12 protein-coding genes are annotated in these 13,567 nt (G+C 68.0%); 8 read left to right on the top strand and 4 right to left on the bottom strand.

Annotated elements, in window-relative coordinates; translation table 11 throughout:
- Positions 1-62: 62 nt before the first annotated feature.
- Together H3O04_RS05320 and H3O04_RS05315 are read right to left on the bottom strand one after the other, a co-directional pair.
- Positions 63-710, bottom strand: a complete 648-nt coding sequence (locus H3O04_RS05320) for a response regulator (protein WP_006479054.1) — start codon at positions 708-710, stop codon at positions 63-65.
- On the bottom strand, positions 707-2,809 hold the full coding sequence (locus H3O04_RS05315) for a PAS domain S-box protein (protein ID WP_202587275.1): 2,103 nt from the start codon (positions 2,807-2,809) through the stop codon (positions 707-709). Before H3O04_RS05315 ends, H3O04_RS05320 begins: the two co-directional genes overlap by 4 nt.
- Before the next feature lie 319 nt (positions 2,810-3,128).
- Here H3O04_RS05315 and H3O04_RS05310 point away from each other — a divergent pair, with 319 nt between their 5' ends.
- The 6 genes from H3O04_RS05310 to H3O04_RS05285 all read left to right on the top strand — a co-directional run bounded on the left by H3O04_RS05310 (position 3,129) and on the right by H3O04_RS05285 (position 8,632).
- A complete protein-coding gene (locus H3O04_RS05310) occupies positions 3,129-3,599 on the top strand; it encodes a universal stress protein (RefSeq protein WP_202587274.1) in 471 nt (156 codons plus the stop codon).
- A 334-nt stretch (positions 3,600-3,933) separates the two neighbouring features.
- Entirely contained in the window at positions 3,934-4,440 is a 507-nt protein-coding gene (locus H3O04_RS05305; RefSeq protein WP_006479051.1) for a cupin domain-containing protein, read from the top strand.
- A 185-nt stretch (positions 4,441-4,625) separates the two neighbouring features.
- Complete coding sequence (locus H3O04_RS05300; protein WP_023475729.1) at positions 4,626-5,651, top strand: DedA family protein/thiosulfate sulfurtransferase GlpE; 1,026 nt, start codon at positions 4,626-4,628, stop codon at positions 5,649-5,651.
- Between the two features lie 168 nt (positions 5,652-5,819).
- Entirely contained in the window at positions 5,820-6,062 is a 243-nt protein-coding gene (locus H3O04_RS05295) for a hypothetical protein (RefSeq protein ID WP_124476355.1), read from the top strand.
- 34 nt (positions 6,063-6,096) lie between these two features.
- The gene (locus tag H3O04_RS05290; RefSeq protein WP_023475731.1) at positions 6,097-7,479 is read left to right on the top strand and encodes an amino acid permease; all 1,383 of its coding nucleotides are present in this window, start codon (positions 6,097-6,099) and stop codon (positions 7,477-7,479) included.
- 217 nt (positions 7,480-7,696) lie between these two features.
- The gene (locus H3O04_RS05285) at positions 7,697-8,632 is read left to right on the top strand and encodes a universal stress protein (RefSeq protein WP_175779534.1); all 936 of its coding nucleotides are present in this window, start codon (positions 7,697-7,699) and stop codon (positions 8,630-8,632) included.
- A 501-nt stretch (positions 8,633-9,133) separates the two neighbouring features.
- Here H3O04_RS05285 and H3O04_RS05280 read toward each other — a convergent pair.
- Complete coding sequence (locus H3O04_RS05280; protein ID WP_006479047.1) at positions 9,134-9,568, bottom strand: hypothetical protein; 435 nt, start codon at positions 9,566-9,568, stop codon at positions 9,134-9,136.
- 546 nt (positions 9,569-10,114) lie between these two features.
- Between H3O04_RS05280 and H3O04_RS05275 the strand changes: the two genes are divergently transcribed.
- Both H3O04_RS05275 and H3O04_RS05270 read left to right on the top strand, forming a co-directional pair.
- Positions 10,115-10,369 carry a DUF3562 domain-containing protein gene (locus H3O04_RS05275; protein WP_034174805.1) on the top strand — a complete coding sequence of 85 codons (255 nt, stop codon included), beginning with the start codon at positions 10,115-10,117 and terminating at the stop codon, positions 10,367-10,369.
- A 201-nt stretch (positions 10,370-10,570) separates the two neighbouring features.
- A complete protein-coding gene (locus H3O04_RS05270; protein WP_006479045.1) occupies positions 10,571-12,370 on the top strand; it encodes a methyl-accepting chemotaxis protein in 1,800 nt (599 codons plus the stop codon).
- 43 nt (positions 12,371-12,413) lie between these two features.
- On the opposite strand, the gene H3O04_RS05265 is transcribed toward H3O04_RS05270, so the two are convergent.
- On the bottom strand, positions 12,414-13,454 hold the full coding sequence (locus H3O04_RS05265; RefSeq protein ID WP_006479044.1) for a sigma-54 interaction domain-containing protein: 1,041 nt from the start codon (positions 13,452-13,454) through the stop codon (positions 12,414-12,416).
- Between the last annotated feature and the right edge of the window lie 113 nt (positions 13,455-13,567).

Genomic DNA, 13,567 nt, shown 5'->3' with positions numbered 1-13,567 from the left:
ACGCGGGCCCGGTGAGCGAGGCCCGCACTGCGCCGGCTGGACGTCGTCCTACACGTCGTCTGTTACACGTCGTCCGTTTCGTCGAGCAGCTTGTGCCGCATCGCGTAACGCACGAGCGCCGCTTCGTGCGGCATCTGCATCTTTTCCAGGATCCGGGTCTTGTAGGTGCTGACCGTCTTCGCGCTCACGCACAGCGCATTCGCGATCTCGGTCAGCGTCTGGCCGGCGGCGATCCGCCGGAACACGTCGAATTCGCGATCGGACAGCCGCTGGTGCGGCAGCGTTTCGGCCGGCTCGTTCAGGCTCTGCGCGAACTGCTCGGCCATCGCGAGGCTCACGTAGACGCCGCCCGACGCCACCTTCGTGACCGCGCCGACCAACTCCGCGCTCGCGCTTTCCTTCGTCAGATAGCCCGACGCGCCCGCGCGGAACGCCCGCACCGCATATTGCTGCTCCGCGTGCATCGTCAGCACGAGCACGCGCAGCGCGGGCTTCTCGTCCTTGATCTGCTTGATCAGTTCGACGCCGTTGCGGCCCGGCATCGACAGGTCAAGCACGAGCACCTGCGCGGGCGTCGCCCGCACCAGCGCTATCGTCGACGGGCCGTCGAAGGCTTCGCCGGCCACCTCGAATCCGGTGGCGTTCTGGAGGATGTGCCGCAGACCGTCGCGTACGAGCGTATGGTCGTCGGCGATGAGCACCTTGATCATGTGATGAGCGTGTCCTGTTGAACGGTGGCGAGCGGAAATGCGACAGTGATCGAGAAGCCGCGCGCGAGGGCGGTGTCGATCGTCACGGTGCCGCCCAGCATGTGCGCGCGTTCGCGAATGCCGATCAGGCCGAACGACTTGTCCTCGTGGGCGGGCCCGCCGGGCGCCGCGCCGCGGCCGTTGTCCGCGACGCGCAGCACGCAAGAACCTTCCTCGATGTCGAGCCGCAATGCCACGCGCGTCGCATCCGCATGGCGCGCGACGTTCGTCAGCGCTTCCTGGACGATGCGAAACAGCGTGGTCGCGCCTGCGCTGGTGAACGTGAGGCCGCCCGTTTCGATGTGGCGCTCGACATCGATCCCGTAGCGGTTCGTGAAATCGTTCGCGAGCCATTCGATCGCGGGCACGAGGCCGAGATCGTCGAGCATCACCGGCCGCAGGTCGGCCGCGATGCGCCGCACCGACGCGACCGTCGCGTCGATCAGCCGCCGCATGCCTCGCAGATGCGTCTGCACGCCCTCATCGGGTTGCGCGCGGCCGGGCATGCGCAGTTGCTGCTCGACGACCGACAGGTCCATCTTCAACGCGGTGAGCTGCTGCCCGAGGTCGTCGTGCAGCTCGCGCGCGATGCGGGTTTTTTCCTCTTCGCGCACGTTCTGCAGGTTCGCGGACAGTTCACGCAATTCCTCGCGCGATTGCTTCAGCGCGTTCTCGGCCCGCTGCCGCTCGGTGATGTCGCGCAGCATCACCGTATAAAGCTTGCCCGACGCGTCGCGGATCTGCGAAATCGACGCTTCGATCGGGAATTCCTCGCCGTTGGCCCGCAGCCCGAACAGCACGCGCTGGCGGCCCATCTGCCGCTCGGACACGCCCGTCACGCCGAACTGGTCGACGTGCTTCGCATGTGCGGCGCGGAACCGCTCCGGAATGAAGCGCGACAGCGGCGCGCCGATCGCCTCCATCGCGGACACGCCGAACACCTGCTCGGCCATCGGATTGAAGATCACGACGGTTTGCTTCTCGTCGATCGTGATGATCGCTTCCATCGACGAACGGATGATGCCCATCATCCGTGCTTCGTTGAGGATGCCGCGGCTGCTCGCGCCGGCATCGGCGCGGCTGCGCAGCAGCGCATGGACGAGCGCCGCGAATCCGAACGACGCGATCAGCCCGGCGGCGAGCACGGTGCCGGCCGCACGCTGCGCGCCGGTCGCGCTCGGCCGGCCGTCCGCGGAATAGGCGAGCGTCAGCGCGGTGCCGCCGAAATTCAGCACATCGGTACGCCGCATCAGGTCGGGCGACGCCGACGCTTCGTCGGTCGTCGTCTCGACGCTGGCGATCGCGCGCGGATCGCCGCCGGCGGTCATCCACAGGTCGATTCCGCGTTCCGCGTCGAGCGCGCGCTCGATCAGGCGCCGCGGGCTCAGCGCCGCGAACAGCACTCCGTCGGCGCCAGCTTCGCGCGTGCCGGACGGCTTGGCGGCGGCCAGCGGCGAGGTCGCCACGGGCAGGAACAGCGTCAGGGTACGGGCGTCGCGGGAGGCATCGTCGTCGGCGGGGTGGACGCCGAGCGCGATGTCGCCGGTCCGCAGCGCGCGTGTGAGCGGCGCCGCGTCGGACGCGCCGAAACGCACGACCGGCGAACTCGAGACGGGGGCGCTGAGCGTCGCTGCCGCGAGCGGATCGGCCGGCAGCGGCTTTGCGCCGGCCAGCGCGCCGCGCGCCGCGGGCGTGAGCGGCGCATAGCCGATCTGCCGGACCGGCGAGCGGCCGCTGTCGAGATCGAGCGTCTCCGCGTATCGGCGCCATTGGCCGGGCGTCATGTCCGGGACGAGCCCGAACGTGCCGCGTGCGCCTTCGAGCACGGCGACGCCGGCCTGCAACTCGTGGCGCAGCATCGCCGTCACGTGCGTCGTGCGGCGTTCGAAACGCGTATGAACGGCGCCTTGCCACTGCTCGCGCACCAGCAGCGCGACGCCGAGCGACAGCAGCGCGCCCGCGCACAGCGCGGCGACGCCGGCCGCGAGCGGCTGGCGTAGCATGGTCTGCAGGCGCGCGGGCCCTCGGGCGTCCCGCGTCGGGGTTCCACTGGGGGTCATTCGATGGCCATTCTGTTGTTCGGGCTATCCGGGGCACTCGGACAGCGCGGCAAAACCGGGAAAACTCGCACCGGCTGCGTGCAACGACTATTTTGAAGATGAAATTGTGCGCGTTTTACACATTTTTTGTAATGGGGTCGGTTGAAATAGCGGCAAACGGCATGAAGCTGCGGGCGCGCCGGCCGCGCTTGACGCGCGTCAACGCACACGTCGGCACGTGGGGCAGACTGTTCGGCAGGCAAGCCGGCACCGGGCCGGCCTGCGGTAACGGGTCGTGATTGCGCAGGGCGCGACGCGCGCCCGGTCGGAGGGACGGACCATGTACAAGCGGATTTTCGTCGGGCTCGACGGCAGCCCGAGCGCGCGTCTCGCGCTGAACGAGGCGATCCGGATCGCGACGGCGTCCGGCGGCGAAGTGACCTGTGCGTACGTCGTCGAACATCGGCCGCAGCTCGTCGACGTCGACGCCGGCTTCGCCGCCGAGCGCGATGGCGATGTCGCCGCGACCGATGCCGCGACGCCGGTGCTCGACCACGCGAAAGCGGTGCTCGCGCAGCAGCATGTGCGGGGCACGGTGCGTGCGCTCGACGCGTACGGCGAGGACATCGCGACGGTGCTGATGCGCACGGCGGCCGAAGCCGACGCCGACCTGATCGTGATGGGTACGAGCGGGCGGCACGGCCTGCGCAGGCTGTTGCTCGGCAGCGTGGCGGAATCGTTGCTGCGTGCGGCCGACCGGCCGGTGCTGCTGGTGCGGCACTGCGAGCCGGGCGCGTCGGCGACCGCGTAAGCGACGACGTACGGCGGCCGCCGCTGCGGCACGAGGGCCCGCAGTCGACAGGATGCCGCGCGGCATCCCGGATGTCTGCGTGAGCGGGGGGCTGCGCCGTCGCGTCGTCCAACACGGCGCGGCGGGCGCCGACGAGACGCTCGCCTGCATGCGATTGCGCGTCGACGGTTGCATCCGGGCACGCAGTTCTGGCAGCATCGGCCGGTGTCCGCTTGTTCGCCGCGCGCATGGCCGCGGCGATCGACGCAGGGACATCCGGCGGCACCCGGTCGCCTGAATCGAGATCGGGCGGTCCGCCGGATGCCGGTTTCCTACCTTACCGACGTCATTTGCCATGCCGATTTCCGCGACCGACCTGATTCGCCAGTTCGACCTGCAGCCGCATCCCGAAGGCGGCTATTTCCGTGAAACCTACCGCGCGACCGATTCGGTCGTGCGTCCGGCCGACGGTGCGCCCCGTGCCGCGTCGACCGCCATCTATTACCTGCTGTGCGACGGCGCGTATTCGTCGTGGCACCGCATCCGTTCCGACGAGGTCTGGCATTTCTATGCGGGCGATCCGATCGAAGTGTGGGTGCTCGACGCGCGCGACGGGCTGACGATCCACCGGCTCGGCAACCCGCTCACGCATCCCGGCACCGTGTTCCAGGCCGTGGTGCCGGCCGGAAGCTGGTTCGGTGCGCGCTGCGCGTCGCCGGCGCACGTCGCGCTCGTCGGCTGCACGGTGGCGCCCGGGTTCGAGTTCGCGGAATTCGAGCTGGCCGATGCGGTCGCACTGGCGGCCGAGTTTCCCGATTACGCGGAGCACGTCGCGCAACTCGCGCAACGCTCCGACGTGTGACCGTCACGGTCGCGTCACGCCGCGTGCAAAGCCCTTGCCGACGGCTTGCGTTCCGCGCGGTCGAGGTCAAACCCGTTTAGAATGCGTACGATGCACCGGTCGGTCGCGGACGTGCCGCGGCGGCCGGTGCGCTGCCGTACCGACGGCCCTGTCGCGCGGCCCGCATGTCTTCCAGGAGCGCCGCCGTGTGGCACTTTCCCATCGCTATTCCATCGTCGCTCGGCCCGTGGGCCGTGTTCGCGAGCGTGTTGATCACGCAGCTCGGCGTGCCGGTGCCGGCCGTGCCGATGCTGATTCTCGGCGGCACGATGGCGGCGATGGGGCAGGCGTCCTGGGTCAGCATGTTCGCGGCGGCGATCGGCGCGACGATGCTGGCCGATTCGCTGTGGTTCTTCATGGGTCGCACGCGCGGCCGGCGCCTGCTGAACGGCCTCGTGCGTTTCTCGCTGTCGCTCGACACGACGTTGCGCTTCGCGCGTAACGTATTCGAAAGGTACGGCGCGCCGCTGCTCGTGCTGTCGAAATTCCTGCCGGGCCTCGGCCTCGTGTCGGCGCCGCTGCTCGGCACGACCGCGATCGGCATCGGCGTGTTCCTGTTCTGGGATCTGGCGGGCGCGTCGCTGTGGGCGGCGTTCTGGCTGATCGGCGGTGCGGCCATTCACGACCAGATCGTCCAGTTCGTGCTGTGGGTGCGTGCGAGCGGCGGCACGATCCTCGACGCATTCCTCGCGATCTTCATCACGTTCCTGCTGTACCGCTGGGTGCGCCGCGTACAGTTCCGCCGCTATCTCGCACAGGTGCGCATTTCGCCGCCGCAGCTCGTCGAGATGATGACGTCCGACGAACCGCCGCTGATCTTCGATGCGCGGCCGAAGGCGATCCGCGACCGCGAGCCGTACCGGATTGCCGGCGCGGTGCCGGTCGATCTCGATTCGCCGGACCTGCTCGACCCGGAAGTGCTGAAGCGGCCGATCGTCGTCTATTGCGTGTGTCCGAACGAGGCGACTGCGAAGCGGCTCATCGCGAAGATGCAGCGCAAGAAGATGATCCACAACATCCGGGCGCTGAAGGGCGGCCTCGATGCGTGGGAAAAGCATGGCTATCCGGTCGAGCCGCTGCCGGCCGATCTGGATTCGTCGCGGTATTTCGTGCGGCCCGAGCAGGGCGGGCTGGGGGGCGAGTATACGGTGCGAGCGACGTTGTCGAAATAAATACGCACACCGTTTTACGCGGATTTAAATCCGGTCACCCATTTCGCCCGCCGCGATTTCCCCCAAAATCGCCTGGCATGAAACCGCCGATCCTCCCTATAATCCCGCCTGCATATTGCGTGCGCGAAATGGCGCACATTCGACGCGCGTTCGTTCGCGCCGAAAGCGATGAATCCCGTTGCCGCTCGTCACGCGCACAGCCGCGTCGCGCGGGCCGCTCGGGTGTATTCGGTGAAAGGCTCGATCCGTTTTTCCGGATTGTTCCGGAAAGATCGGATAATCCGCAGCAATTCCAACCGGATTGACGCGGTATCCGTGTCGTTTCTTATTCGGAAATCGACAGCGGCGATTATTTCGTTTTCGGCTGCCACAATCGGCATGAACGGGCGCGCATGGTCATCGACACAATGACGGCGGCCCGCTCGCGGCTGCCAAGGAGACGGATTTGAAACAACCAGAAGACCAGTTGCACCGCGGGCTGGAAGAACGGCACATCAACCTGATGGCGCTCGGCGCGACGATCGGCGTCGGCCTGTTCCTCGGCTCGGCCACCGCGATCCGCACGGCCGGCCCGGCCATCCTGCTGACCTACCTGCTGGGCGGCCTCGCGATCTTCCTGATCATGCGCGCGCTCGGCGAGATGGCGATCACCAACCCGGTCGCCGGCGCCTTCAGCCGCTATGCGCGCGACTACCTCGGCCCGCTCGCCGGTTACCTGACCGGCTGGACCTACTGGTTCGTGTGGATCGTCACCTGCATGGCGGAAATCACGGCGGTCGGCGTCTACATGCACATGTGGTTCCCCGGCGTGCCGAACTGGATCTGGGCGCTCGCGGCGCTGCTGGCGATGGGCTCGGTGAACTTCATCGCGGTCAAACTGTATGGCGAATTCGAATTCTGGTTCGCGCTGATCAAGATCGTCACGATCGTGCTGATGATCATCGGCGGCGGGCTGATGATCGCGTTCGGTATCGGCAACGGCGGGGTCGCGACCGGCATCTCGAACCTCTGGTCGCACGGCGGCTTCATGCCGAACGGCATCAACGGCGTGATCGCCGCGCTCCCGATCGTGATGTTCGCGTATCTCGGCGTCGAGATGCTCGGCCTCACGGCCGGCGAGGCGCGCAATCCGGAGAAGTCGCTGACGAAGGCCGTGAATTCGGTGTTCTGGCGCGTGCTGATTTTCTACATCGGTGCGCTGTTCGTGATCATGTCGCTCTATCCGTGGGACCAGATCGGCACGCAGGGCAGCCCGTTCGTGATGACGTTCTCGCGGCTCGGCATTCCGGCCGCCGCCGGCATCATCAACTTCGTCGTGCTGACCGCGGCGCTGTCGTCGTGCAACAGCGGCCTGTTCAGCACCGCGCGGATGCTCTACAACCTCGCGCAGCAGGGCCAGGCGCCGGCCGCGCTCGGTCGCGTGAACCGCAGCGGCGTGCCCGTGTACGGCGTGGCCGTGTCGGTCGCGTTGCTGCTGATCGGCGTGTTGCTCAACTATCTCGCGCCGCAGCACGTGTTCACGTGGCTCACGTCGGTGTCGACGTTCGGTGCGATCTGGACGTGGTGCGTGATCCTGATCGCGCAGATGCGGTTTCGCCGCACGCTGTCGGCCGACAAGATCGCGCGCCTGCCGATTCGCGTGCCGTTCTATCCGCTCGGTTCGTTCGTCGCGCTCGGCTTTCTCGTGCTGGTCGTCGTGTTGATGGCGTTCACGCCCGATACGCGCGTCGCGCTCGTGATCGGGCCGGTGTGGATCGTGCTGCTCGGCATCGCGTACGCGCTGTTCTACGCGAACCGTTCGACCGCGTCGATGCCGACGAAGTCGTAAACGGAGGAAACGGGCAGGGCGCCGCACGATCGTTGATCGCGATCATGCATGCGCGGGCCCGACGGCCTATGCTGAACGAACGCATTGCTTGTCCGCGCTTCGCGTGGCATCACGCCGATCCCCGCGACCGCGGCGGCTGTCCGGCCGCCGCGCGCCGCTGCCGCGCGAAGCTTCCGTCGTCGTTCAGCGACGACGCGCACGCACGGAGATCTTCGCCATGCAGCCTGCCCAATCCATTCCGACGCTCGCGCGGATCGCGCTGGCCGTCGACCCGACGCCCGAATCGCTGACCGCCGCGCGCTATGTGCGCACGCTGCTGCGTCCCGGCATGCGATTGCGCATCATTTGCGCGATCGACAATCCGCGCCTCGTGTTGCCCGACATTCCGCGCATCGACGCGCTGCTGACGTCCGCGCGCGAGGACATGATGCGCGAAGCGCAGGCCACTTGCGCGCGGATCGCGGCGCTGTTCGCCGACAGCGGCAGCGAAGTCGAACAGGCGGTCGTCGATACGTCGGTCACGGGTGGCTCGGTCGCGGACGCACTGGTGAACGATACGTCGACGTGGCACGCGGACGTGCTGGCGATCGGCGCAAATCCGCATCACGGGCTGTTGCGGCTCGTCGAAGGCGCGATGTCGGACACACTGACGAAACGCGCGCGCTGCGCGCTGCTGATCGTGCCCGGCACCTACGCACGGCCGACGGACGGCACGCTGCAGCGGCTGATGTTCGCGGTCGACGGCAGCGAGCCGTCGCTGCATGCGGTGCGCGTCGGCCTCGGCTTCGCCGCGCCGGGGACGTTGCTGTATGCGGCGTACGTGATCGACCGTGCGGTTCGTCTGACCGATGTCGTGCCGGTGCGCGCGCTCGAGGATGCGTATCGCGCGGAGGGCGAGGACGCGCTCGCGAAAATCGGCCCGTTGTTCCACGCGACAGGCAATCCGACCAAGCGCGGCATCGTCGAAACGCATCCGACCAGCGACGACGTGGCCCATGCGCTGATGCGTGATGCCGTGCACTGGCGGGCAGAGTTGCTGGTGGTCGGCACGCATGGCCGTCGCGGCATCGCCGCCTGGCTGATCGGCAGCGTCGCACGACGCGTGGCGCACCTCGCGCAGGTGCCCGTGCTGCTGGTGCGTGGTGCGGAGTGAATCGCACGTCGTCGCGATCGATGCGGCTCAGGATTGACCTGCATCAGAAACGCGACGCGCATCGCGTGAGACAGTGATGGAACGTCCGGCGGCGCGGCGGGTCTGTCGTGCTTGCACACGATCCCGCGCCTGCATGCGGGTAGCCATTTCCGCCGCATTCACTTCCGTCACATCATTTCAGGAGCCGCGCCACGGGCTTATACGGCGCGTCATCCGACCGGGAACTCTCTGGCACGAGGGTAGGCAACCGACGGTTGCCTTGGAGGACGGGCGGGGTGCAAGTCACCCCGTCCGCTTTCCGCCTGGCCCCGTCGAATCCACTTCCCGCAGCAAGGGGGTTGAATGCGGCCGCGTCGTGTCGTGCGTCATCGCGCGCGTTCGCTTCGATGTGGATCGCGACGAACATGGACGCGTGCACGGCAGCGCGTCGGCATGACAGCCGTGTCGTGGCGCGCGCAGCCATTGCACGGCACCGCACCGTATGTCGGTGAAGTACGGAGATCAGAGGGTACGAAGAATCGATCGCAGGTCGTGCCGACGGCCAGCGCCGCGTCGTACCCGCACATGCGGACGCACGACGTGCAGCGGCGCGCACCCGCTGCACGTGCGGCTACGCAAACGATTCGCATGCGGCCAGCCGGGGCGTGCCTTGCGACGCGGCTCCGATCCGGCCGGTGCATCGGCCGCGTGTCGCGCGCAGAGCGCCGCGGCGAACCGCTGCAACGCGAGGACGGACCCCGCGACGCTCTGATACTTTTCGCGGCCGATCTGCCCGTCGAGCGTGACGAGCAACCCGGCCTCGCGTGCGAGCGCGAGCAGGGTGTCGAGATCGTCGGACGGACGGTTGCCGGCCGACGCGGCCCGGGCGGGCAGGGCGCGCGCGTTGCCCGACGCGCGCCGCTGGCCGTCCCGGCCCGGTAAGTTGCGATGTGCCATGGTTGGTCTCCTGCGCCGGACCCCGCGTGCCGGCTCGACGGCCGACTGAGCGATGTTCCGGTATGAACGCCTGGTTCATGTGATCAGTATCGTGTGGCGAGGGCACGCTGCCAAGCGGCGCGCGCTGAAGTCGCTGTCAGGAAATTGCGCGACGCGTATCGGAATCCGCTGACACGCGCGGCGGCCGGCCGGTCCGGCGCGTTCGTCCCCCATGAATGAACGGCACGCGGCGGGCGCCGCTTGACGCGTGATTTCGGCCGGTCTAAGTTCGCTTTTGCATCGGCGTCGCCCGGCGTTCCACCCGCCGCCCGTCGCCAGTGCCACGCCCGGGGTGGCGTGGCAGGGCTTTCAGTTTCGTTCGCGGGCCACGTGCACCGCGAACCCCGCGCGGCCGGTTCGGCAACGCAACGAACCGGCGCGGCGGCACGCAATGTGCCGTTGATCGTGCGCAAACACGCGTCGGCGCATCGTACGCCGCCCGTCTATCCAGTCTTTAAGCTTCCAGTACCGTCATCTTTTCGTTCCTCGACCGTCAGGAGTTCGTCGATGTCCAAGGACAATTTGCTTGATTCACTCAAGGAAGCCGCCGAACAGCGCGCGATCGGCGCGGATCAGCTGCGTGCGATGCTCGACGACGAAGTGCGCGCGCTGTCGTCCGGTGCGCGCGTGCACGACTACATCCACGTGTTCGCGATCCGGAATCTGCGCGAGCGGATGCGCCGGAAGGACGACTTCGACCGCGATACCCGGGCCGACGCGGCACCTGCGGACGAAGATCCGCGTCCGAGCCATCGGTTGTAGCGGAGGGGAGCCGGGCGCCGAGACCGGCGCGCCGCCCGTCCATCGAATCCGGCCATCCTGACGATTCGCCGACAGGCGTCGACGCGTTTCGTCATACGTTTCATTGAATTGTCACAACGACCTCAAGTAAGCGGTGCGATTTGCCGTTTACCCGGTGAATTCGTCCACCGGGCGTTCCCGCTCCCTTACCGAGTCGTTGCCATGTTCTCGTCCATTCGCGCCCGCATCCTCGCCGCGTGCGTCGCCATCGTCGTATTCGCGCTGGTCGCGTCGACCCTGATCAACTATTTCATCGCACGCTCGTACAACGACGACGCGATCGACCGCAACCTGACCTCGGTCGCCAGCGGCCACGTGGTCGGGATCGCCGACTGGGTCGCCACCCGCAGCCGGATGATCGCGTCGCTGCAGGACGCCGCGCTGACGCCCGATCCGCTGCCGGTGTTCAAGCAGATGGCCGCGGCCGGCGGCTTCACGAACGTCTATGCGGGCTACGCCGACAAGGCGTTCCACTTCTCCGACCCGACCGGCATCCCGCCCGATTACGACCCGACCGGCCGCCCGTGGTACAAGCAGGCCGCGCAGGCCGGCAAGCCGGTCGTCACGCCGCCGTACGTCGATGCCGGCACGGGCAACCTCGTCGTCACGTTCGCGGTGCCGATCCTGCGCGACGGCGCGCTGAAGGGGGTGGTCGCCGCGGACCTGTCGATGGACAGCGTGATCGCCAACGTGAAGTCGATCCGCCCGACGCCGGCGAGCTTCGGGATGCTGGTCGACAGCAGCGGCCACGTCGTCGCGCACCCGGACGCCAAGCTCACGCTGAAGCCGGTCGCCGACGTGTCGCCCGAACTCGGCTCGCTGGGCGTGGCCTCGATCGCGGCAGCGAATGCGCCGGTCGAGGTCGGCGTCGGCGGCGACGCGAAGCTGGTGCGCGCGAAACCCGTGCCGGGTACCGACTGGTACGCGCTGGTGCTGCTCGACAAGACCGAAGCGACGGCCGGGATGCGTTCGCTGCTGACCGCATCGCTGATCACGCTCATCGTGATCGTCGGCGTGGCGTCGCTGATCATCGGCGCGATCACCGCGACCGCGTTCCGCCGCCTGTCGCAGGTGCGCCAGGCGATGGCCGCGATCGGCTCGGGTGCCGGCGACCTGACGCGGCGCCTGCCGGCCGACGGCCGCGACGAAGTCGCCGACATCGCGCGCTCGTTCAACAGTTTCATCGACAAGCTGAACGACGTGATGCGCCAGATCCGCGACGCCAGCGAATCGGTGCGCACGGCCGCGAACGAGATCGCGGCGGGCAACCAGGACCTGTCGTCGCGGACCGAGTCGGCGGCGGCGAGCCTCGAGGAAACGGCCGCGTCGATGGAAGAGATCACCGCGACCGTCGGTCAGTCGGCGGCGGCCGCCGGCCAGGCCGACGAACGTGCGGCGGCCGCGTCGCGGATCGCGTCGCACGGCGGCGTGGTCGTGTCGGACGTGGTCGCGACGATGGGGAAGATCGAGGAAGCGTCGGGCCGGATCGGCGACATCATCGGCGTGATCGACGGGATCGCGTTCCAGACCAACATCCTCGCGCTGAACGCGGCCGTGGAAGCCGCCCGCGCGGGCGAACAGGGCCGCGGCTTCGCGGTCGTCGCGCAAGAAGTGCGCAGCCTCGCGCAGCGCAGCGCGCAGGCCGCACGCGAAGTGAAGGTGCTGGTCGAATCGACGGTCGCGAGCGTGTCGGCCGGGTCCGGGCAGGTGCGCCAGGCCGGCGACACCATGCGCGAGATCGTATCCAACGTGTCCAACGTGACGACCATCATCTCCGAGATCACGCACGCGGCGAACGAGCAGACGCGCGGCATCCAGGAAGTAAACCGCGCGGTCAGCCAGCTCGACGAAATGGTGCAGCAGAATGCAGCGCTCGTCGAACAGTCGACCGCGGCGGCCACCGCGCTGCAGTCGCAGGCGAACGCGCTGGCGACGACGGTCGGGCAGTTCAAGGTCGCCTGACGCAACTGGCGGCCGACGGCCCGCGGCATGCGGGCCGCGCCGCTCACGAATCGTCCTGGTCGCGCATCAGCGCGAGCCGGTTATAGAGGGTCTTCAGGCTGATGCCGAGCGCCTTGGCCGCGCGCGGCTTGTTACCGTCGAAGTGACGCAGCGTTTCCGCGATGAAGCGTTGCTGCGCATGGTGCAGCGTCGCACCGACCGGCAGCGCCATCGCGCCTTCCGACGTGCTCTCGGCTGCCGGCAGCGCCTGCTTCGGCAGCGCGACGTCGATGCCTTCGTCCGCCAGGATGTACGCGCGCTCGATCGTGTTGTGCAGTTCGCGCACGTTGCCGGGCCACGAATACGTGCGCAATGCGGCGATCGCCGCGTCGGTCAGCTGCTTGTGCGCGCGATGTCGCGCATTCAGCGTGTCGACGAATTCCTGCGCGATCGTCTCGACGTCGCCGTCGCGCTGGCGCAGCGGCGGCACGTAGATCGCGAACGCGGCGAGCCGGTAGAAAAGGTCCTCGCGCAGCCGGCCGTCGCGCACCGCCTCGGCGGGATTGTGGCGAGTGGCCGAGACGAACCGCACGTCGAGCGGAATCGGCTCGGTGCCGCCCACGCGCACGATCGTGTTCGACTCGATCGCCCGCAGCAGCTTCACCTGCAGCGCCGCCGGCATTTCCGCGATTTCGTCGAGCAGCAGCGTGCCGCCGCGCGCGGCTTCGAAGAAACCTTCACGCTGCGTGATCGCGCCGGTAAAGCTGCCTTTTTCGTGCCCGAACAGTTGCGCCTCGGCAAGCTCGGCCGGAATCGCGCCGCAGTTCATCGGCACGAACGGGCCGTCACGCCGCGCGCTCAGATCATGCAGCCGACGCGCGACGATATCCTTGCCGACCCCGCTTTCGCCGGCAATCATCACGCTCGCGCGGGTCGGCGCGATTTTCTCGATACGGCCGAGCAGCGTGCGCATCGCGGCGGACCGGCCGGACAGCCGGCGACCGTCTGCACGCTGCTTCGTCCGGTTGGCGGATTCACCCATAGGCGTTCGCGGGCCGTTTTGAAAAACGGCATCACACGTTCCGTTGATTGCAATATTTATCATCGACAGCGAAACGACCGCGAAGGTGCCGCCGAATAGAAATTTCCAATGTGCGCAGCGTGAACGAAAGAAACGGGCGATCACTTTTTTGCAGGCCGTGCCGTGACGCCAGGTCC

Origin of the sequence: Burkholderia sp. KCJ3K979 (assembly GCF_016759955.1) — a bacterium.
Lineage (GTDB): Bacteria > Pseudomonadota > Gammaproteobacteria > Burkholderiales > Burkholderiaceae > Burkholderia > Burkholderia orbicola.
Note: the sequence above shows the minus strand (reverse complement) of the source record. Positions and strands in the feature narration are given on the sequence as shown.